This is a genomic window from Mesorhizobium erdmanii (genome assembly GCF_013170725.1).
Classification (GTDB): domain Bacteria; phylum Pseudomonadota; class Alphaproteobacteria; order Rhizobiales; family Rhizobiaceae; genus Mesorhizobium; species Mesorhizobium erdmanii.
In genome coordinates, this window is record NZ_CP033361.1 from 1,671,074 (window position 1) to 1,690,431 (window position 19,358).

Annotated in this window: 20 protein-coding genes; 14 read left to right on the forward strand and 6 right to left on the reverse strand. The window is 64.7% G+C overall.

Annotation, left to right across the window (positions count from 1 at the left end; all coding sequences use genetic code 11):
* The first annotated feature begins 48 nt into the window (after positions 1-48).
* Positions 49-972: a peptidylprolyl isomerase gene (locus EB233_RS08085; RefSeq protein WP_064992396.1), complete on the forward strand. Its 924-nt coding sequence runs from the start codon at positions 49-51 to the stop codon at positions 970-972.
* A gap of 194 nt (positions 973-1,166) precedes the next feature.
* Here EB233_RS08085 and EB233_RS08090 read toward each other — a convergent pair whose 3' ends face one another.
* Positions 1,167-1,772, reverse strand: coding sequence for a TetR/AcrR family transcriptional regulator (locus EB233_RS08090; protein WP_064992395.1), 606 nt, complete (start codon positions 1,770-1,772; stop codon positions 1,167-1,169).
* 234 nt (positions 1,773-2,006) lie between these two features.
* Between EB233_RS08090 and EB233_RS08095 the strand changes: the two genes are divergently transcribed.
* Positions 2,007-3,224, forward strand: coding sequence for an MFS transporter (locus EB233_RS08095; RefSeq protein WP_064992495.1), 1,218 nt, complete (start codon positions 2,007-2,009; stop codon positions 3,222-3,224).
* Positions 3,225-3,245: 21 nt separating this feature from the next.
* Here EB233_RS08095 and EB233_RS08100 read toward each other — a convergent pair whose 3' ends face one another.
* Complete coding sequence (locus EB233_RS08100; RefSeq protein ID WP_064992494.1) at positions 3,246-4,475, reverse strand: caspase family protein; 1,230 nt, start codon at positions 4,473-4,475, stop codon at positions 3,246-3,248.
* 167 nt (positions 4,476-4,642) lie between these two features.
* Between EB233_RS08100 and argJ the strand changes: the two genes are divergently transcribed.
* From argJ to EB233_RS08125, 5 genes are all read left to right on the forward strand, one after another.
* Entirely contained in the window at positions 4,643-5,884 is a 1,242-nt protein-coding gene (gene argJ / locus EB233_RS08105; protein WP_027054033.1) for a bifunctional glutamate N-acetyltransferase/amino-acid acetyltransferase ArgJ, read from the forward strand.
* Positions 5,885-5,913: 29 nt separating this feature from the next.
* Positions 5,914-6,666, forward strand: coding sequence for a GNAT family N-acetyltransferase (locus EB233_RS08110; RefSeq protein WP_027054032.1), 753 nt, complete (start codon positions 5,914-5,916; stop codon positions 6,664-6,666).
* Positions 6,659-7,090, forward strand: a complete 432-nt coding sequence (locus EB233_RS08115) for a (deoxy)nucleoside triphosphate pyrophosphohydrolase (RefSeq protein WP_064992394.1) — start codon at positions 6,659-6,661, stop codon at positions 7,088-7,090. Before EB233_RS08110 ends, EB233_RS08115 begins: the two co-directional genes overlap by 8 nt.
* A 199-nt stretch (positions 7,091-7,289) precedes the next feature.
* Positions 7,290-7,604, forward strand: a complete 315-nt coding sequence (locus tag EB233_RS08120; RefSeq protein WP_064992393.1) for a hypothetical protein — start codon at positions 7,290-7,292, stop codon at positions 7,602-7,604.
* A gap of 111 nt (positions 7,605-7,715) precedes the next feature.
* Positions 7,716-7,898 (forward strand): Flp family type IVb pilin, encoded by a 183-nt coding sequence (locus EB233_RS08125; RefSeq protein WP_027054029.1) that lies wholly within the window; start codon positions 7,716-7,718, stop codon positions 7,896-7,898.
* Positions 7,899-7,917: 19 nt separating this feature from the next.
* On the opposite strand, the gene EB233_RS08130 is transcribed toward EB233_RS08125, so the two are convergent.
* A complete protein-coding gene (locus EB233_RS08130) occupies positions 7,918-8,790 on the reverse strand; it encodes a methyltransferase domain-containing protein (protein WP_064992392.1) in 873 nt (290 codons plus the stop codon).
* A gap of 64 nt (positions 8,791-8,854) precedes the next feature.
* On the opposite strand from EB233_RS08130, the gene EB233_RS08135 reads away from it, so the two are divergent.
* Genes EB233_RS08135 through EB233_RS08150 form a run of 4 tightly spaced genes read left to right on the forward strand, consistent with a single transcriptional unit; the run spans position 8,855 to position 11,262 of the window.
* Positions 8,855-9,667 (forward strand): ComF family protein, encoded by an 813-nt coding sequence (locus tag EB233_RS08135; RefSeq protein ID WP_064992493.1) that lies wholly within the window; start codon positions 8,855-8,857, stop codon positions 9,665-9,667.
* 26 nt (positions 9,668-9,693) lie between these two features.
* Positions 9,694-9,963, forward strand: coding sequence for a glutaredoxin 3 (gene grxC / locus EB233_RS08140; RefSeq protein ID WP_027054026.1), 270 nt, complete (start codon positions 9,694-9,696; stop codon positions 9,961-9,963).
* Between the two features lie 10 nt (positions 9,964-9,973).
* On the forward strand, positions 9,974-10,840 hold the full coding sequence (locus EB233_RS08145; RefSeq protein WP_064992391.1) for a carbon-nitrogen hydrolase family protein: 867 nt from the start codon (positions 9,974-9,976) through the stop codon (positions 10,838-10,840).
* Positions 10,837-11,262: a DUF1178 family protein gene (locus EB233_RS08150; RefSeq protein WP_064992390.1), complete on the forward strand. Its 426-nt coding sequence runs from the start codon at positions 10,837-10,839 to the stop codon at positions 11,260-11,262. The genes EB233_RS08145 and EB233_RS08150 overlap by 4 nt, the downstream gene beginning before the upstream one ends.
* Before the next feature lie 4 nt (positions 11,263-11,266).
* On the opposite strand, the gene EB233_RS08155 is transcribed toward EB233_RS08150, so the two are convergent.
* On the reverse strand, positions 11,267-11,752 hold the full coding sequence (locus tag EB233_RS08155; protein WP_064992389.1) for a MarR family winged helix-turn-helix transcriptional regulator: 486 nt from the start codon (positions 11,750-11,752) through the stop codon (positions 11,267-11,269).
* A 114-nt stretch (positions 11,753-11,866) separates the two neighbouring features.
* Here EB233_RS08155 and EB233_RS08160 point away from each other — a divergent pair, with 114 nt between their 5' ends.
* Positions 11,867-12,757 carry a DMT family transporter gene (locus EB233_RS08160; RefSeq protein WP_064992388.1) on the forward strand — a complete coding sequence of 297 codons (891 nt, stop codon included), beginning with the start codon at positions 11,867-11,869 and terminating at the stop codon, positions 12,755-12,757.
* A gap of 39 nt (positions 12,758-12,796) precedes the next feature.
* On the opposite strand, the gene ubiG is transcribed toward EB233_RS08160, so the two are convergent.
* The gene (ubiG, locus tag EB233_RS08165) at positions 12,797-13,546 is read right to left on the reverse strand and encodes a bifunctional 2-polyprenyl-6-hydroxyphenol methylase/3-demethylubiquinol 3-O-methyltransferase UbiG (protein WP_064992387.1); all 750 of its coding nucleotides are present in this window, start codon (positions 13,544-13,546) and stop codon (positions 12,797-12,799) included.
* 103 nt (positions 13,547-13,649) lie between these two features.
* On the reverse strand, positions 13,650-15,488 hold the full coding sequence (locus EB233_RS08170) for a CHASE3 domain-containing protein (RefSeq protein WP_081294383.1): 1,839 nt from the start codon (positions 15,486-15,488) through the stop codon (positions 13,650-13,652).
* Positions 15,489-15,749: 261 nt separating this feature from the next.
* On the opposite strand from EB233_RS08170, the gene EB233_RS08175 reads away from it, so the two are divergent.
* Together EB233_RS08175 and ptsP are read left to right on the forward strand one after the other, a co-directional pair.
* On the forward strand, positions 15,750-17,003 hold the full coding sequence (locus tag EB233_RS08175; protein WP_027054019.1) for an aspartate kinase: 1,254 nt from the start codon (positions 15,750-15,752) through the stop codon (positions 17,001-17,003).
* Positions 17,004-17,084: 81 nt separating this feature from the next.
* Entirely contained in the window at positions 17,085-19,355 is a 2,271-nt protein-coding gene (gene ptsP, locus EB233_RS08180; protein ID WP_027054018.1) for a phosphoenolpyruvate--protein phosphotransferase, read from the forward strand.
* Positions 19,356-19,358: the final 3 nt, after the last annotated feature.

Here is a 19,358-nt window from a genome sequence, read left to right on the forward strand (position 1 = left end):
TGATCTGGAAGCCACCCCTCCTTACAATCCTTCACCGGAGTCATCCTTATGCCCTTGTTGTTCCGCCGTGCGTCGCTTGCCAGCCTTGGTCTGGCCTTCGGCCTGTCGGCTCTTTGCCTGTCGCCCGTCATGGCGCAGGAAACCGCTCCTGCTGCTCCGGCCGATGCCGCGGCGGCCCCCGCGGCAGCGCCGGTCGATCCGAACGCGGTGGTCGCCACGGTCAACGGCCAACCGCTGACAGAAGCCGATCTGGTGCTTGCCGAAGGCGAACTGTCGCAGCAATTCGCGCAGCTGCCGCCCGAACAGCGCCGCGCCGCGGCCCTTTCGGCCGCCATCGAGATCCGCGTCATGGCCGCCAAGGCCGTTACCGACGGCCTCGACAAGGACCCCGACTTCCAGCGTCGCATGGCCTTCCTGCAGCAGCGCGCGCTGCATGGCGAGATGGTCGAGAAGGGCGTCGTCGACAAAGTCACCGACGCCGAGATCCGCGCCCGCTACGACCAGGAAATCGCCAACACCCCGCCGGTCAACGAAGTGCATGCCCGTCACATCCTCGTGAAGACGAAGGAAGAGGCCGAGGCGATCATCAAGCAGCTCGACGGCGGCGCCGATTTCCAGAAGCTCGCCAACGAACACACCAGCGATCCCTCGGGCAAGTCCAATGGCGGCGACCTCGGCTGGTTCGGACCTGGCCAGATGGTGCCGGAGTTCGACAAGGCAGCCTTCGCGCTCGAGGTCGGCAAGTACACCGAGCAGCCGGTGCAGTCGCAGTTCGGCTGGCATGTCATCAAGCTCGAGGACAAGCGCGCCAAGCAGCCGCCGGCCTTCGACGAGGTCAAGGACCAGGCCAAGCAGGCTGTCATCCGCGACAAGTATTTCGCCCTGGTCAAGTCGCTGCGCGCCGGCGCCAAGGTTGAGATTCCGGACGCCAAGCTGAAGCAGGCCGTCGATACGATGGAAGCCGGCAAGTAAGCCTGGACGATTTTTTCAAGGAAAGGGCGCGGCAGCCAAGGGTTGCCGCGCCCTTTTTGTTGGCCGCCCCAGAGCGGTTCAGCGTTTGATGGAATCGCCGAACCGCTCTAACTCCCTGTTTTTAAGCAATTCCCAAGGGGAAGCGCTATGCGCTTCTCCCGGGAAAACCGTTACACACTTTTCCTGGAATTGCCCTACCGCTGTCCGCCGCGCGCTTCTATGCCTTGGAGGAGATAGCGGACCATCTTGCGTATCGCCGCCTCGGGCTCGTCGAGCCGGTTGATCAACAGATGCCGCCAGGCATAGGAAGCGACGAGGTCGGCGACCACGGCCGGGTCGATATCGCCGGCGATCTCTCCCCGTGCCTTGGCGCGTTCGATGATCTGGCCGGTGTGGCTGCGGCGCCCCCCGGCATAGCCGGCAAGGGCTGCTGCGGCGGTTTCATCCGATTGTGCCTCGGCGATCAGCGACCTGAACACGCTGCCCGATGATGTCTCGCGCCAGTGCGTGAACAGGTTGATCAGGAAGCCGACGAGATCCTCTTCCAGGCTCTCGGTATCGGGGATGTCGACGCGCTTCTGGCGCTGATAGACCTCCAGCAGCAGGGCCGCCTTGCTCGGCCACCAGCGATAGATGGTCGGCTTGCCGGCGCGCGCACGCCGCGCTACCGCCTCGATCGAGAAACCGGCATAACCGGCCTCGATCAGCACGGCTTCGGCAGCCTCCAAAATCGCATCGGCGCTGTCGGGATTGCGCCGGGCGCCAATCGATTTGCGTGCAGGATCGGCGATTTCGCCCATTAACCGTTCCTCCCAAAGCGGTTGCTCGTCCCGGCTGAAACGACAACCTGCCGGCAACTGTTCGCCTGTCCCGCCCGGGAAAAGCGCGCGTTCCTTTGCAGCATCCCAGCGGACGCCAATAAGCCATCTGGCCGCAAAATGTGCCGATGCCAAGAGATGTTCATACATCATCGCTTGACGAAACGGAACGGTTCGTTCTATTCAACGAAACGTTCCGTTCCGATGGGTATCGCCATGACGACCGTTATCGCATCCGGCTCAGCCCCCGCCGAGACGACAATCTCGAATTGGATGACCTTCTTGCTGGCGGCCGCCTGCGGGCTGATCGTTGCCAACATCTATTACGCGCAGCCCTTGATCGGCCCGATCGGTGCCGAGCTTGGCCTGCCGCCATATGCGGCGGGCCTGATCGTTACGATGGCTCAGATCGGCTACGGGGTAGGCCTGCTCTTTATCGTGCCGCTTGGCGACCTTATGGAGAATCGCAGGCTGGTGCTTGGCATACTCGCCGTTGCAACGCTTGGCCTACTGGGCGCGGCGATTTCAACGCGGCCGGCGGCCTTTCTGGCCGCGATGCTGTTTGTCGGCCTGGGCTCGGTCGCGGTGCAGAGCCTTATCCCCTATGCTGCGCACCTGGCACCGGAAGCCAGGCGTGGCCGCGTGGTCGGCAATGTCTCGGTGGGGTTGTTGCTGGGGATAATGCTGTCACGCCCGTTCTCCAGCTTCATCACCGCGCTGTCGTCCTGGCATGTGGTCTACTTCACCTCCTGCACTGTCATGATCCTGCTGATCGTGGTGCTGCGGTTTGCGCTGCCCAGGCGCGTGCCGACCGCACGTCTGAGCTACGGCGCGCTTTTGTCGTCCATGGTCGACATTGCGCGCACGACGCCGGTGCTGAGACGCCGGGCGCTTTATCAGGCGTTCCTGTTCGCGGCTTTCAGCCTGTTCTGGACGACGACGCCGCTGCTGCTGGCCGGGCCTGATTATGGCTTGACGCAGAGCGGCATCGGCTTGTTCGCGCTGGCCGGCGTCGCCGGCGCGATCGCCGCGCCGCTCGCGGGAAGGGTTGCCGACCGCGGATGGAGCCGGCCGGCGACCGTCTTTGCCATGCTGTGCGTCGCCGTGGCGTTTCTCATAACCCACATCGCCCGCAGCGGTTCGCCGCTTTCGCTGGCGTTGCTGGTCGCGGCCGCCATCGTGCTCGACTTCGGGGTGCAGACCAACCTTGTCCTCGGCTATCGCGACCTGTTCGCGCTCGGCGCCGCGCATCGCAGCCGCCTGAACGGGCTTTACATGGCGACATTCTTCATCGCCGGTGCGATCGGCTCGGGCGTCGGCGGTTGGGCCTACGCGCAAGGCGGCTGGCCGCCGGTGTCCTGGATCGGCCTGGCGCTGCCGGTTGCAGCGCTGCTCTGTTTCGCGGCCGAGTTCATGTCGCGCGAAAGCGCGTGAATTCGCGCCCGGATCAACGCGTCATTGCATTGCTTGCGAGGTTTCGGATTCGATGCGCCAGCCGTCCTCGGCCTTGACCAGCCCGAGCGTGACCCGCGCCTTGCCGGTCAGCCGCGCCGACGCCTTGTCCTTCGGCACATAGTCATAGCGCATGGCAAAGGCGGCATCGGCGCGGTCCGCGCTATGCGGGGTGATCTCCAGGCTGCCCGGTTCCAGCCCGAGCGACCACGAGACCCATTGCGCGAACCAGTCGGTCTTCACCTTGACGATGGCATCGGCGTCGTAGCGTGTGCCGAAAATGGTGGCCGACGAGCCGTAGATCCGCCTGACGGTCTCGCCCATGGCTTTGGTGTCCGGCGTCAGGTAGTCCCGGCGCAGGAATTTTTCGATCGAGGCCTTGTCGTCTCCCACCGAGCGTTCCAGCGCCGCGACCTGCGAGGCCGGCGCCGGCTCGGCCGTCGCCTTGGGCTCCGGGGCAGGCCCATCACCTGGGACGAATTCGAAGCGTTCGAGCAGCGACCCCTGCTCCCAGGGGCGTTGGCCTTCGTGGGTTTGCGAAACCACGTCGCGGCGCACCGCGATCATCATGTCGTTGATGCTCTGGCCGGGCTCGGCGATGTGCCGCAAGAGGGCGGCGGCAAAAGGCGAGTTGCGCCCGGTGCCGTCCATGGCGACGGCGCCCGGCGCCGTCGAGAAAGCGATGAACGAGCCGCGCGTCGAATCGAACTGCGCCAGGCCGGCGAGCGCCGTCGCCGAGCGCGTGGTGGCGGTGCGGCTTAGACTGCGGGCAAACGGGTTGTTGCGGCAGGCGTCGAGAAACACCAGGCTGACCTTGGTCTGCTGTTCCATGATGTCGAGGACTTCGTCGATCGGCACCGCTTCGAGCTGCAGCTTAACCGGCATGTCGAGCCTGGCGTCGACCGGTACGATGTAATTGCGCCCGTCGACCTGCAGGCCGTGGCCGGCATAATAGAAGAGGCCGACGCCAGCACCTTCGAGCGCATCGGAGAACTCGCCGATGCTGCGTTCAAGCTCGCGCTTGCCGAGATCATTGCCTTCGATGACCTCGAAACCGATGGAACGCAGCTTATCGGCGATATCGAGCGCATCGTTGACCGGATTGGCCAGCGTGCCGGCCTCGGCATAGGTTCCGTTGCCGATGACGAGCGCCACGCGCCGCGCCGGCTCAGCGTCGGCGCGCAACAGAAGAAGACCCAGAAACGCCCACGCGAGGATCGCAAGCCTGCCCATGGGCACGATCATAGCGCCACAGGCCCTGGCGACGCCAACGGATTTGAAATGCAGGCTTAATCCGGCTTGGTCCACCGCCCGGCAGGCGCGGCGAAAACGCCCTTGCGCCGGCGCCCCGTATCGGGCAAACCGGCCTTCCCTTTGCGATTTTCCCGCCCGAGGTCCCCATGTCCACGACGATTTCGCCGCTCGCGCCGAAGAAATACCCCAAGATGCCCGTCATCGAAGGGGTGCGCATCGCCACCGCCGAAGCCGGGATAAAGTACAAGAACCGCACCGACCTGCTGGCCATGGTCTTCGATGCCGGCACCACGGTCGCCGGCGTGTTCACCAAGTCGAAATGTCCCTCGGCGCCGGTCGATTTCTGCCGGCAGAACCTTGCCGCCGGCAAGGCGCGGGTGCTGGTCGTCAATTCCGGCAACGCCAATGCCTTCACGGGCAAGAAGGGCCGCGAATCCACCGCGCTGACGGGCGAGGCGGCGGCCAAGGCGGCCGGCTGCACGCCAGGTGAGGTTTTCCTGGCCTCGACCGGCGTCATCGGCGAGCCGCTCGACACGACCAAGTTCAGCCATCTGCTCGGCGGGCTGGTCAGCGACGGCAAGCCCGATCTGTGGACAGAGGCGGCGAAGGCCATCATGACCACGGATACCTATCCGAAAGTGGCGACGCAGACGGTCAAGCTTGGCGACACCGACGTCACCATCAACGGCATCTCCAAGGGCGCGGGCATGATCGCGCCCGACATGGCGACGATGCTGTCCTTCGTTGCTACCGACGCGCCGATCGCGGCCCCCGTACTGCAGGACCTGTTGTCGCGCGGCACGGCCAAGACCTTCAACGCGGTCACCGTCGACAGCGACACCTCGACCAGCGACACGCTGCTCATCTTCGCCACCGGCAAGGCCGCGAAGCGCGGTGCGCCTGAGATAACCGACCCGAAAGATGCCCGCCTTGGCCAGTTCCGCCGGGCGCTAGGCAAGGTGCTGAAGTCGCTGGCGCTGCAAGTGGTGCGCGACGGCGAGGGCGCCCGCAAGCAGGTCGAAGTCACCGTCACTGGCGCCAAATCGGCCCGCTCGGCCAAGCGTATCGCCCTGTCGATCGCCAATTCGCCGCTGGTCAAGACGGCGGTCGCCGGCGAGGACGCCAATTGGGGCCGCGTCGTCATGGCCGTCGGCAAGGCCGGCGAGCCCGCCGACCGCGACCGGCTGTCGATCTGGTTCGGCGACAACCGGCTGGCACATGAGGGCGAACGCGATCCGGCCTATTCGGAAGAAAAGACTTCGGCCTACATGAAACGCGACGATATCCGCATTCGCGCCGATATCGGCATCGGTCGCGGCAAGGCGACGGTGTGGACCTGCGACCTCACCAAGGAATATGTCGCCATCAACGGCGACTACCGGAGCTGACGGTTTTGGCTTCCAGGCATCCGGCAAGCATGCTCGCGATCGTGCGCCGCTACGAGGCGGCCGGCTTTCGCGCCTGGCCGGCGGCCGCCGTCCACTATGACGGCACCTGGGTGGTGCGGCTGACGGCCGGCCATCCGGCCAAGCGGCTGAATTCGGTCAACCCGCTCGATCCCGGCGACACCCAGCACATGGCCGACCGTATCGGCCGGGCCAGCCGACGTTTCGATGCGTATGGCAGGCCGCTGACGTTCCGCATGTCACCACTGTCGGGTCCCGATCTGGCCAGTCATCTCGACAAGGAGGGCTGGAGCCGGTTCGACGAATCGCTGGTCATGCGGCTGCCGCTGGCCGATGCCCAGCTCGATGCCGCCATGGACCAGATTCCGCTCAAGGACATCAGCCGCTTCATCGGCGCGTCGCTCAAGGTCAGCGGCTCGGACGTGTCGCTGCGGCCAGGCCTGTCGGAGATCATCGGCGCCATCCAGCCGGAGGCCGGGTTGTTCGCGCTAGAAGATGGAGCCGAGGCGCTGGCGACGCTGATCTGCGTGCATGATGGCGATCTCGCCGGCCTGTTCGAGGTCGCCACCGACAAATCGGCCCGCAATAAGGGCCACGGCCGCAACCTGATCCTGTCGGCGCTGAAATGGGCGCGGCTGCGCGGCGCGCGGGAAGCCTGGCTGCAGGTCGAGGCCGGCAATATGCCGGCGCTGGCGCTCTATCGGTCGCTCGGCTTCGAGGAAGTCTACCGCTATCACTATCGCCGGCCGCCCGGTCATGAGTGAAGTCGACGACCTGACGAAAACCGGCAAGCGCCTGCTCCTGGTCGCCGCTTGTGCGCTGGTCGACGCCGACGGTCGCGTGCTCCTGGCGCAGCGGCCCGAGGGCAAGCAACTCGCCGGCCTGTGGGAATTTCCCGGTGGCAAGGTCGAGCCCGGCGAAACGCCGGAACAATGCATCATCCGTGAACTGCACGAGGAGATCGGCATCGAGACCGAGATCCCGTGCCTCGCGCCACTTACCTTCGCCAGCCATTCCTATGACGACTTCCATCTCCTGATGCCGCTGTTCGTCTGTCGCCGCTTCCGCGGCATTGCCCAGCCTCTGGAAGGGCAGGCGCTGAAATGGGTGCGGCCGAAAGAGATGCGCGGCTATCCGATGCCGCCGGCCGACGCGCCGCTGATCCCGTTCCTCATCGACCTGCTTTGACTATTTTTTGACGCATTCCCAAGGGGAAGCGCTATGCGCTTCTCCCGGGAAAACCGCTTCACACTTTCCTTGAATTGCTCTGAGGACCGGCTCCCGGTCCATATCAGCCAGCGTTAATGGAAGATTTATCTGATCATGAAAAATTGATGGATGGCCGTGGTTTCGCGGCCATGTCGCCGATTTGCTGGGGAGCGATAGTATGAGCCTGGACAGGGATTGGGATTCGATCCGGCCCGACCGCGGCTTCCGTGCCGCCGATGCGGGCATGGGCATCCTGCGCATCACGCTGCTGTTCGGGTCGGCCGCGGTGGCGCTGGCGTTGATCGCCACCCCTTTCCTCGACAGCCAGACGCGCTCGCAATCGGCGCGCAACGATTTTCCCGGCCTCGACATGACGGCCACCGGCTCGATCAGTCATCGCAGCACCTATACGGTTCGGCGCAGCGTGCTGCAGGCACAGCCCGGTGCGGTCTGCATCATCGGATCCGACGGGAGGACCAGCGGCGACTGCTGACATGGTTAAGATATTTGCGAAAAGGCGGCGGCTTCACCGCCTGTTAAGGCTTTGCCATTAACCTTTCTTAACAGATCGGCGGTAAGGTCCTGGCAAGAGGGATCGAGGGCTATGAAAACAGTGCTGCTGCGTTTTCTGAAGGACGAGACCGGCGCGACGGCGGTCGAATACGCCCTGATCGTCTGCGTGTTGTCGCTGACGATCATCGGCGGCATCGGCCAGGTCTTCAATTCGATCACATGGCTGTTCAGCGACAACACCAGCAGGCTTGCGAACGCATTCGCTGCGCCTTGAGCACAATCTCGACGGCCGTTCAGTGTTCGTCGGACCCTTCCAGGATCGTCTTCAGCGAAACCTTGGCTGAACCGGGCTTCAGCGGTTTCTGCTGCGACGCATCGGGGGCCCAGCCGGACATCCAGACCATCGAGAAACTTGCCCGGATCCGACCGTCGGGGTCGGAAAACCGCTCGGCGTAGATTTCAGCGGCACGGGCAAACAGCCCGCGTGTGCCCGGCCGCCGGCTGCGATCGGCGAGCGCGCTGGTTTCACCCATGGCGCGCAGATCGGCCATGAGGGCAAACAGATTGGCATAGCGCACCGTCACGGTCTCGACGTCGGCGACCGGCAGAGCGAGACCGGCGCGCTGCAGCAGCGCGCCGGCATCGCGCACGTCGGTGAAGGGGATGACGCGCGGGCTGACGCCGCCGTAAAGCTCGGTCTCGGCCGCAAGCAGGCTTTCGCGCAACTCACCGAGCGTGCCGGCGCCGGCAAAGGCACCAAGGAACAGCCCGTCCGGCCGCAGTGCGCGGCGGATCTGGATCAGCATGCCGGGAATGTCGTTCATCGCCTGCAGCGACAGCAGCGACACCGCCAGATCGAGGCTTTGCGGCTCGAAGGGCACGGTTTCCAGCGGCGCGATCAAGCCGGCGGCACCATTCAGGAAGGCCGCGTCGGTCTCGACGCGGACGATATCCGTCACCTTGCCGCTCGCCGCGAGCACGCCGGCCGCGGCCGGTGTCTGGCAAAACAGCACCGCCGCCTTGCCGAACCGGCGCTCGACGGCGCCCAGCCGGTCGGCAAGGTCATCGGCGGCACGGTCCATCAGGAAATCGGCGCCGTCGAGCGGCTGGGCGAGTGCGCGCCGCTTGTGCGCCAGCCACAAAGAGGTATCCATAATGGGCTGCAACGGGCGCGTCCTTGTTTGTCCGCGCCTTGAAACAATTGGTATGGTGGCGCGGAGAACCATCCACGTGGCCGATCCGATGCCGGAGATCAAGTCCATCGAGATCAGGAACCTCGCCCGCTCGGCAGCCCGGTCAGCCCTGGCCTGGCCGGCGCGCATCTTGTTTCCGCCCGTCTGTGCCGGTTGCCGCCGTCATGTCTCGCAGCCCGGCGTGCTGTGCGGCGCCTGCTGGCCGAAGCTGCGGCTCCTGGAACGGCCCTGGTGCCCGGTGATGGGCACGCCGTTCACTCACCATATGGGCGAAGGCTTTCTGTCGGCCGAGGCGATCGCCGATCCGCCGCCCTTCGAGCGGGCGCGTGCAGCCGTGGCCTATTCCGGCGTCGCCCGCCAGATGGTGCAAGGGCTGAAATACCAGGATCGCACCGACCTGGCGCCGTGGATGGCGCGCTGGATGGTGCGCGCCGGCGCCGATCTCATCGCCGAGGCCGATGTGGTGGTGCCGGTGCCGCTGCACTGGCGACGCTTTTTCAGGCGGCGTTTCAACCAGTCGGCGGAACTGGCTCGTGCGGTTTGCGAGCTGAGCGGCCTGTCCTTCGCGCCTTCCGCGATGCGGCGCGTGAAGCTCACCCGTCAGCAGGTCGGACTGGAGCGGCAGCAGCGCGAGGAGAACGTGCGGGCCGCCTTCCGCGTGCCTGCCGAAGCGGAAATCGAGATCGCCGGGCGCAGGGTGCTTCTGATCGACGACGTCTACACCACGGGCGCCACGGTGCGCGCGGCGACCAAGGCGTTGAAAAGGGGAGGTGCGGCCGCGGTCGACGTACTGACCTTTGCGCGTGTGTTACCGGGGGACTTCCGGGCGGACGAGTCCGCGACTATATAAGTCGGCAACGCAAACGGAAATTCGTCATGGTCGATGTCACGATCTATACGCGCATGATGTGCGGTTACTGCACGGCGGCCAAGCGGCTCTTGGAGCGCAAAGGCGTCGCCTATACCGAGCATGATGCATCGTTTTCGCCGGAATTGCGCCAGGAGATGATGTCGCGCGCTCACGGACGCACGACCTTTCCGCAGATTTTCATAGGTGACACGCATGTCGGCGGCTGCGACGACCTCCATGATCTGGAGGCCGAAGGCCGGCTGGACAAACTGCTCGCCAACGGCTCGGCAATCTGAGGGTGTGACGATGGGTGTTTTCAAGGCCGCCGCGGTCCAGATGCGTTCAGGCGAAAGCCCGGAACGCAATGCGGTCGATCTAGAACGGCTGTTGCGTGACGCGGCCGCCCAGGGCGCGACCTACATCCAGACGCCGGAAATGACCGGTGCGCTGATCCGCGACAAACAAGCGCGCGCCGCCTCCTTCACCTCCGAGGACAAGGACATCATCGTCGCCACCGCGCGCCGACTGGCAGGGGAACTCGGCGTCTTCCTGCATATCGGCTCGACCGCCATCCTGCGCGCCGACGGCAAGCTTGCCAATCGGGCACTGCTGTTCGGTCCGGACGGTGCCGTGCTCGCCACCTATGACAAGATCCACATGTTCGACGTCGATCTCGACAATGGCGAGAGCTGGCGCGAATCCGCGGCCTACGAACCCGGCACCGAGGCCGTCGTGACCGGGGTTGCGGGCGCGAAGCTGGGCTTTGCGGTCTGCTACGATCTGCGGTTCCCCCAATTGTTCCGTGCCGAGGCGTTGGCCAGGGCCGATGTCTTGACCGTGCCCGCCGCCTTCACCCGTCAGACCGGCGAGGCGCACTGGCATGTGCTGCTGAGGGCCCGCGCCATCGAGAACGGCGCTTATGTCATTGCGGCCGCGCAAGGCGGCGTGCATGAGGACGGCCGCGAGACTTTCGGGCATTCGCTGATCGTCGATCCGTGGGGACGCATCATCGCCGAAGCCGCGCATGACGAGCCCGGCGTGATTGTCGCCGAGATCGATCCGGCGCAGTCGCTTGCGGCGCGCAAGAAGATCCCGAACCTCAAAAATGCGCGGGATTTCACCGTCAATACCGATGGAGTGGACGCGCCGCGCCTCAGGGGTGCCGCCTCTTGATCCGCTTTTCCCTGACCTGCGAGAACGAGCACGAATTCGAGGGCTGGTTTCGCAGCAACGACGATTTCGACATTCAGAAGAAGCGTGGCTTTGTCGATTGCCCGAGTTGCGGCTCGCACAAGGTAGAGAAGGCCCTGATGGCGCCCGCCGTTTCGACGGCGCGCAAGCAGGAGACCATAGCGCTTGCCATGGGAGAGGCGCAGAAACAGGCCCTGGCGCAGCTGAAGGCGATGGCCGAGAAGGTGCGCGAGAATGCCGACTATGTCGGCGACAAGTTCGCCGAGGAAGCGCGAAAAATCCACTTCGGCGAAACCGATGCGCGCGGCATCTATGGCGAGGCGACGCTGGACGAGGCCAAGAGCCTGGCCGATGACGGCGTGGAGTTCATGCCGATCCCGGTGTTCCCGGACGACCGCAACTGAGCGATCAGCTTACGCTGCCAATCAGTTTCTCCAGCAGACTGGCCAGCGTCTCCCGTTCCGCCGACGTCAAGGACGCGAGGATTTCGTGCTCGTTGGCGACATGGGCGGTGACAGCCTCGTCGATCAGGGCCAGCCCCTTTTCAGTCAACTGCACGACAATCCCGCGCCTGTCGTTGGGGTGCGGGCCGCGCAGGATCAATCCGGCCTTTTCCAACCGGTCGAGCCGGTTTGTCATGGCGCCCGATGTCACCATCGTCGCTTCATAAAGTGCGGTCGGCGTCAGCGCGTAAGGCGACCCGGAGCGTCGCAGAGTCGCCAGCACATCGAATTCGCCGGCCTGCAGTGCGAAACGGGCAAACAGCGGGGCGAGGCGGTCACGTGCGATCAGGGAGGATGCTTCGTTCAATCGGCCGAGCACCGCCATCGGCGAGACATCAAGGTCCGGCCGCTCCCGTTTCCACTGCTCGATCGCTTTTGCCGCGCGATCCATCTATCTCACCGTTAAATATCTTGACGTTAAGAATCTCTTCGTTATCTTAACTGAAGATACAGAACCGGCCAAGCGCCGCAAGTTCCAATTTCGAATGGCGTGACGGGACATCGGATGAAATATCTTTGGGATTCGGCGCTCGGCCTGCTGGTCGTCACCGGCGGCCTGCTCGGCCTGACGCTGCCCTTCGGCAAACTGGCCACGGCCGCGGGCGTCCCAGCCACGGTCTGGGCCTTCGTCATCTCGTTGGGCGCCGGCGGCGTGCTTCTATGCGTGCTCCTGGCACGCGGCGAACGGATCCGGCTCTCCGCGCACAAGCTGCGCTATTTCTTCGTCACGGCCGCCGTGTCCTATGCCGTCCCCAATCTCTTGATGTTCTCGGCCATTCCGCACCTTGGCGCCGGCTATACGGGCATCATGTTCACGCTGTCGCCAGTCATCACGCTGGTGTTCTCGATCCTGCTGCGTGTGCGGCGCCCCAACATGCTGGGCGTCATCGGCATCGCCGTCGGCTTCGTCGGCGCCATTATGGTGGCGGTGACGCGCGGCGAGGCTGGCCAGCCGGCCGATCTGTTCTGGGTGGTGATGGGGCTGCTGATCCCGGTCAGCCTTGCCGCGGGTAATATCTACCGCACCGTCGACTGGCCTGATGGCACCGGTCCGATCGAGCTCGCCGTCGGCAGCCATCTGGCGTCGGCAACGCTGTTGTTCATCGGTATTCTTGCCCTGTTCGGCCTCAAGGCTTTCGCGCCGCTCGGCGGAGTGCCGATGGTCGTCGTCGCGCAGGTCGCATCGGCGTCGGCGATGTTCGCGTTCTTCTTCCGGCTGCAGGCGGTCGGCGGCCCGGTCTATCTCAGCCAGATCGGCTATGTGGCGGCCGCGGTCGGGCTCTTTGCCGGCACCATCTTCCTTGGCGAACACTATCAACTGCGGACCTGGGCGGGCGCCATCATCATCACCGCCGGCGTCTTCATCACCACCAGGGCGCAAAGCCAGAAGGCGTAGCAACTGTCGATTGCTCGACTTCTGAACAGTTCAACAGGATCAGACAGAGCCCTTTTCCGCCAGCACCATGTAGTTGACGTCCATGTCCTTCGATCGCGCCCAGCGATCGGCGAGCGGATTGTAGGAGACGCCGGTGCGGTCGATGGTCGTCAGGCCGGCGCCGCCGAGGGCTTTCTCGAGTTCTTCCGGGCGCACCAGCTTGCCGAACTGGTGGGTGCCGCGCGGCAGCCAGCGCAGCACGTATTCGGCGCCGATGATGGCCAGGCCGAGCGCCTTCAGCGTGCGGTTGATGGTAGCCACGAACATGATGCCGCCGGGCCGGACCATCTGCCCGCATATAGCGACGAACAGGTCGATGTCGGCGACATGCTCGACCACTTCCATGTTGAGGATGACGTCGAATGTCTCGCCGGCGTCAGCGAGGTCCTCGGCCGTCGTGGCGCGGTAGTCTATGCTCACATTGCCTTCGGCCGCGTGCAGTTTTGCCACTTCGATGTTTGTTTCCGAGGCATCCGCTCCCACGACGTCGGCGCCAAGTCGCGCCATCGGCTCGCACAACAGGCCGCCGCCGCAGCCGATGTCGAGGATGCGCAGGCCTTCGAAAGGCCGCGCCGCGCGCGGATCACGGCCGAAGCGCGTCGCTATCTGGTCGCGGATATAGGAAAGTCGGACTGGATTGAATTTGTGCAGCGGCCGGAACTTGCCGTTCGGGTTCCACCACTCGGCGGCAAGGGCGGAAAAGCGTTCCACTTCTCCGGCATCGATCGTCGATCGTCGGGCTTCTGGCATGGATTGGTCTCCTCGAACGCTAGGAAGTCGGGCGTGGGGGAGGGAATGTCAAGGCAACAATTTTCCAGGGTGACAAAGAGACCGGCTGACCTGAACGCGCAGCCTATTTCACGTCAAGCGCTTCGCGTAGCTTGGCCCCGAGCTGCTCGATGGTGAAGGGCTTGGCCAGGAAGTGCACGTCATGGTCGAGCACGCCGTTGTGGACGACGGCATTCCTGGTGAAGCCGGTGGTGAAGACGACCTTCAGACCAGGCTGGCGCGCCACCGCTTCCTCGGCGAGCTTGCGGCCGTTCATCACCGGCATGACGATGTCGGTGAAAAGCAGGGCGATGTCAGGGGTCGCGGCCAGTTTCTGCAGCGCCTCCTCGCCGCTTTCGACGTGGATGACCGTGTAGCCGAGTTCGCGCATGGCGTCCGTGGTGGCGGCCCGCACGCGGGCGTCGTCCTCGACGACGAGGATCGTCTCGGTGACGTTGGCGGTACTCTTGCCACGTCCGGCTGACGTCGCCGGCTCCTCCGGGCCGAAGAAACGGGGCAGATAGATCCGGATCGTCGTGCCTTGGCCCGGTTCGGAGTAGATCTTGACGTGACCGCCCGACTGCTTGACGAAGCCGAACACCTGGCTCAGCCCAAGTCCCGTGCCCTTGTTCACCGGCTTGGTCGTGAAGAAGGGTTCGAAGGCCTTGGCGATGATGTCGGGCGACATGCCGGTGCCGGTGTCGGTCACCGCGATCATCACATACTGGCCTGATGTGACTTCGGCATGGGTCGCGGCATAGGCCTCGTCGAGATGGCTGTTGGCGGTCTCGATGGTCAGCTTGCCCTCATTGTCCATGGCGTCGCGGGCATTGACGGCCAGGTTGAGGATCGCGTTCTCGATCTGGCTGGGATCGGCGTGGGTTTTCCAAAGGCCGCCCGCCAGCACCGTTTCGATGCGGACGCCTTCGCCGAGCGCCCGGTGCAGAAGGTCGGACATGCCGGTGACCAGCCGGTTGGTGTCGACCACCTGAGGCGCCAGCGGCTGCAGACGGGAAAAGGCAAGCAACCGCGAGGTCAAATTGGCGGCACGGCTGGCCGCGTCCGTCGCGGCCTCGATGAACTTCTCGATGTCATTCTCGCCGCGCTTCAATTTGCGCTGGGCAAGGTTCATGGCACTGAGGATGACCGCCAGCATGTTGTTGAAATCGTGGGCGATGCCACCGGTCAGTTGCCCGACCGCCTCCATTTTCTGCATCTGGCGGATCTGGGATTCGGCCTTTTCACGCGTGTCGATCTCGCTGCCGAGCTCGATGTTCTTGCGCATCAGCTCTTCCTGGGCGGCGGCGACCTCGCGAAAGCGACGGCGGGATTGGCGGATCGTGTAGGCGCCGAGCAGGAAGATCGCGATAAGCGCCGCCAGCGAAGCGATGCGCAGCCAGGCCTCGACCTTGTCCGTGTGTTCGTCGCGCGCGGCGATGTCGGCGGCGCCGATGCGCCGGATCGTGTCCATGCTGGCACGGATCTCGTCCATGGCCGCCTTGCCCTGGCCGCCTCGGACGAGTTCCAGCGCCTTCGTCGCATCGCCCTTGTCGTAGAGCGCGATCGTTTCGGACAATTCGGCCTGCTTTTGGGAAAGCGCGTCCTTGATGTGGCTGATCTGTGGGGCAAGCTGATCATTGGGTGGCGTCATGGCGTCGATGCGGGCTAGTTGCCCCGGGATCGCATCGACAGCCTTCTGGTACGGCTCGAGGTAGGATGTCTCGCCAGTCAGCAGGTAGCCGCGCTGGCCGGCCTCGGCATCCTGCGCCAATGAAAGCAGCCCGGAAAGCTGTTCCTGATACTCGATCGTCTCGCGAGCGGCGGCACGGTTGGCCCGCTGTCCTTCGACCAGCAGGGCGCGGGTGCCGACGATCAGAGCCAGCACGGCGAAACCGACGACAAGCGGCAGCGATTGCAATCGCATAGCGCGCCGAAGACGAGCAATCATCTGTTATGCCGGACCAAAAGCAATTCCCCCGCGGGCAGCATTTGGTAAGCGGCGCCGTCCCCCAAGGCAATATGCCATCTTGTTGAAGCCGGCATATTGCCGCCAGCCTTGCGAAACCGAAAGCATTTGGCTAAGGAGGCCGCGCATTCAGCGGCCGGCGTCAGCCGGGCGCTTTCCTCCGCTTTCGGCTCCCCGTTCTTGGCAGGGAGTGGCTTCAGTCAAAGGCATTTCGCTTCCATGGCGCGTATCGTGATGAAATTCGGCGGGACCTCCGTCGCCGACATCGCCCGCATCCGCAATGTGGCGCGTCACGTCAAACGCGAGGTCGACGCCGGCCATGAGGTGGCGGTGGTGGTTTCGGCGATGGCCGGCAAGACCAACGAACTGGTCGCCTGGACGCGCGAGGCCTCGCCGATGCACGACGCACGCGAATATGACGCGGTGGTTGCTTCGGGCGAACAGGTCACCGCCGGCCTGTTGGCGATCACCTTGCAGAACATGGGCGTGCATGCCCGCTCCTGGCAGGGCTGGCAAATCCCGATCAAGACCGACAATGCACATGGCGCGGCGCGCATCCTCGACATTGACGGCGCATTCCTGATCAAGCGCTTCGGCGAGGGTCAGGTGGCCGTCATCGCCGGCTTCCAGGGCATCGGCCCCGACAATCGCATCGCCACGCTCGGTCGCGGCGGCTCGGACACAAGTGCGGTGGCCATCGCCGCGGCGGTCAAGGCCGATCGCTGCGACATCTACACCGACGTCGACGGGGTCTACACAACCGATCCGCGCATCGAGCCGAAGGCGCGGCGGCTGGCCAAGATCTCGTTCGAGGAAATGCTTGAAATGGCTTCGCTCGGCGCCAAGGTTTTGCAGGTGCGTTCGGTCGAGCTTGCCATGGTGCACAGGGTGCGTACCTTCGTGCGGTCGTCCTTCGACGATCCCGACGCGCCCGGAATGGGGGATTTGCTCAATCCTCCGGGAACGCTCATTTGCGACGAGGAAGAGATCGTGGAACAGCAGGTCGTCACCGGAATTGCCTACGCCAAGGACGAGGCCCAGATTTCGCTGCGCCGCGTCGGCGATCGCCCAGGCGTCGCCGCCGGCATCTTCGGACCGCTGGCCGAGGCCAACATCAATGTCGACATGATCGTCCAGAATATCTCCGAGGACGGCAAGCTCACCGATATGACCTTCACCGTGCCGTCCGGTGACGTCGACAAGGCGTTGGCCGTGCTCCAGCGCATCAAGGCGGATGTCGGCTACGATGTCGTGCAGTCCGAAGCCGGCATGTCGAAGGTTTCGGTCATCGGCATCGGCATGAGGAGCCATGCCGGTGTCGCGGCGACCGCCTTCAAAGCGCTGGCCGACAAGGCGATCAACATTCGCGCCATCACCACCTCCGAGATCAAGATTTCGATACTGATCGACGGTCCGTACACCGAACTGGCAGTTCGCACTTTGCATTCCGTCTACGGTCTGGATAAGCAGTAGCAAGACTGAATCAGTTGTTGCGCGCGTGCCGACAGCGGCGGAAACTGCGCCGGCAAGTGTTTCATTGGAGAAGAAGCCGCGATGCGTGACCAGGCCAGTGGCCCGCGCGTTTTGCTGAAACGGCTCCGCGAGCTCATGCAAGAGCCGCTGGAGCCGCAGGAGCGGCTTGACCGGATCGTGCGCGACATCGCCTCCAACATGGTCGCCGAGGTGTGCTCGCTCTATGTGCTGCGCGCCGATTCGGTGCTCGAGCTCTACGCCACCGAAGGTCTGAACCCGAACGCCGTCCACTTGGCGCAGCTGCGGCTGGGACAAGGCCTTGTCGGAACGATCGCCGCTAGCGCGCGGCCGCTCAACCTGTCCAATGCGCAGGAACATCCGGCTTTCGCCTATCTGCCGGAGACCGGAGAGGAGATCTACAATTCCTTCCTTGGCGTGCCGGTGCTGAGAGCAGGGCGCACGCTGGGCGTCCTGGTCGTGCAGAACAAGACCATGCGCCATTACCGCGACGACGAGGTCGAGGCACTGGAGACCACGGCGATGGTCATCGCCGAGATGATCGCCACCGGCGATCTGGCGCGGCTGACCCGGCCGGGCCTCGAACTCGACCTGCGCCGGCCCGTCAGCTTCACCGGCCTGTCGTTCAACGATGGTGTCGGGCTTGGCCATGTCGTGCTGCACGAGCCGCGCATCGTCGTCACCAATCTGTTCAATGAGGACAGCGAGGAGGAGGTGCGTCGCCTCGATGGCTCGCTCGGTTCGCTCCGGCTCTCTATCGACGACATGCTGGAGCGCCGCGACGTCGCCTTCGAGGGCGAGCATCGCCAGGTGCTGGAAGCCTACCGCATGTTCGCCAACGACCGTGGCTGGGTGCGGCGCCTTGAAGAGGCAATCCGCAACGGCCTGACCGCAGAGGCCGCGGTGGAAAAGGTGCAAAGCGACATGCGCGCCCGCATGCTGCACATGACCGATCCCTATCTGCGCGAGCGGATGAGCGATTTCGACGACCTCGCCAACCGGCTGCTGCGCCAGCTGATGGGGCGCGGGCCGGAGGACGTCGCGGCCTCGCTGCCGAAGGATGCCATCATCGTCGCCCGCTCGATGGGCGCGGCCGAACTGCTCGATTATCCCCGGGACAAATTGCGCGGACTGGTGCTTGAGGACGGTGCGGCCACCAGCCACGTCGTCATCGTCGCGCGCGCCATGGGCATTCCGGTCGCCGGCCAGATGAAAGGCGCCGTTTCCATGGCGGAAAACGGCGATGCCATCATCGTCGACGGCGAGGAAGGCACGATCCATCTGCGGCCGCAGTCGGATCTCGAAGCCGCCTATGCCGAAAAGGTACGGTTCCGTGCCCGCCGGCAAGAGGTCTACCGCGAGCTGCGCAAGAAGCCGTCGATGACCCGGGACGGCGTTCAGGTCGACCTCCTGATGAATGCCGGGCTTGCCGTCGACCTGCCGCAGCTTGCCGAGGCTGGCGCAGCCGGCATCGGCCTGTTCCGCACCGAATTGCAGTTCATGGTCGCCTCGACCTTTCCGCGCGCCGAGGCGCAGGAAAAACTCTACCGCGACGTGCTTGAGGCGGCGCGCGGCAAACCGGTCACCTTCCGCACCATCGACATCGGCGGCGACAAGGTGCTCCCCTATTTCAAGGGCGCCATCCAGGAAGAGAATCCGGCGCTTGGCTGGCGGGCGATCCGGCTGACGCTCGACCGGCCGGGGCTGCTGCGCACCCAGATCCGCGCTTTGCTGAAGGCCAGCGGCGGGCGCGAGCTCAAGCTGATGCTGCCGATGGTGACCGAGCTCGGCGAGATTGCGCAAGCGCGGGAAATCATCGACCGCGAGGTGCGGCATCTGTCGCGCTTTGCCCATCATCTGCCGACCAGCCTCAAGCTCGGCGCCATGCTGGAAGTGCCGTCGCTGCTGTTCCAGCTCGACGAGTTGATGAAGGCGGTCGATTTCGTTTCGGTCGGCTCGAACGATCTTTTCCAGTTCGTCATGGCGGTCGATCGCGGCAACACGCAGCTGGCCAACCGCTTCGACACGCTGTCGGCGCCGTTCCTGCGCGTGCTCAAGCAGATCGCCGATGCCGGCGCGCGCAACCACACTCCGGTGACGCTGTGCGGCGAACTCGCCGGCAAGCCGATCTCGGCCATGGCGCTGATCGGTCTCGGCTTCCGCTCGATCTCGATGTCGCCGGCCTCGATCGGACCGGTCAAGGCGATGCTGACGGAACTGCCTCTGGATGAACTGACGGCGTTTTTCGACGACAACCTGATGGCGCCGGCGCAGGGGCTGCCGATGCGGGCGCTGCTCCAGGCCTTCGCCGACGACCGCTCGATCCCGTTGTAGCGC

Excerpts from the sequence above, each read along its gene's own strand:
- EB233_RS08145 (WP_064992391.1), top strand. The coding sequence starts at position 9,974 with ATGGGTGTTTTCAAGGCCGCCGCGGTCCAGATGCGTTCAGGCGAAAGC.
- EB233_RS08125 (WP_027054029.1), top strand. The coding sequence starts at position 7,716 with ATGAAAACAGTGCTGCTGCGTTTTCTGAAGGACGAGACCGGCGCGACG.
- argJ (WP_027054033.1), top strand. The coding sequence starts at position 4,643 with ATGTCCACGACGATTTCGCCGCTCGCGCCGAAGAAATACCCCAAGATG.
- EB233_RS08170 (WP_081294383.1), bottom strand. The coding sequence starts at position 15,488 with ATGCGATTGCAATCGCTGCCGCTTGTCGTCGGTTTCGCCGTGCTGGCT.
- ptsP (WP_027054018.1), top strand. The coding sequence starts at position 17,085 with ATGCGTGACCAGGCCAGTGGCCCGCGCGTTTTGCTGAAACGGCTCCGC.
- EB233_RS08100 (WP_064992494.1), bottom strand. The coding sequence starts at position 4,475 with ATGGGCAGGCTTGCGATCCTCGCGTGGGCGTTTCTGGGTCTTCTTCTG.
- EB233_RS08120 (WP_064992393.1), top strand. The coding sequence starts at position 7,290 with ATGAGCCTGGACAGGGATTGGGATTCGATCCGGCCCGACCGCGGCTTC.
- EB233_RS08110 (WP_027054032.1), top strand. The coding sequence starts at position 5,914 with ATGCTCGCGATCGTGCGCCGCTACGAGGCGGCCGGCTTTCGCGCCTGG.
- grxC (WP_027054026.1), top strand. The coding sequence starts at position 9,694 with ATGGTCGATGTCACGATCTATACGCGCATGATGTGCGGTTACTGCACG.
- ubiG (WP_064992387.1), bottom strand. The coding sequence starts at position 13,546 with ATGCCAGAAGCCCGACGATCGACGATCGATGCCGGAGAAGTGGAACGC.
- EB233_RS08175 (WP_027054019.1), top strand. The coding sequence starts at position 15,750 with ATGGCGCGTATCGTGATGAAATTCGGCGGGACCTCCGTCGCCGACATC.
- EB233_RS08095 (WP_064992495.1), top strand. The coding sequence starts at position 2,007 with ATGACGACCGTTATCGCATCCGGCTCAGCCCCCGCCGAGACGACAATC.
- EB233_RS08160 (WP_064992388.1), top strand. The coding sequence starts at position 11,867 with ATGAAATATCTTTGGGATTCGGCGCTCGGCCTGCTGGTCGTCACCGGC.
- EB233_RS08155 (WP_064992389.1), bottom strand. The coding sequence starts at position 11,752 with ATGGATCGCGCGGCAAAAGCGATCGAGCAGTGGAAACGGGAGCGGCCG.
- EB233_RS08090 (WP_064992395.1), bottom strand. The coding sequence starts at position 1,772 with ATGGGCGAAATCGCCGATCCTGCACGCAAATCGATTGGCGCCCGGCGC.
- EB233_RS08115 (WP_064992394.1), top strand. The coding sequence starts at position 6,659 with ATGAGTGAAGTCGACGACCTGACGAAAACCGGCAAGCGCCTGCTCCTG.
- EB233_RS08085 (WP_064992396.1), top strand. The coding sequence starts at position 49 with ATGCCCTTGTTGTTCCGCCGTGCGTCGCTTGCCAGCCTTGGTCTGGCC.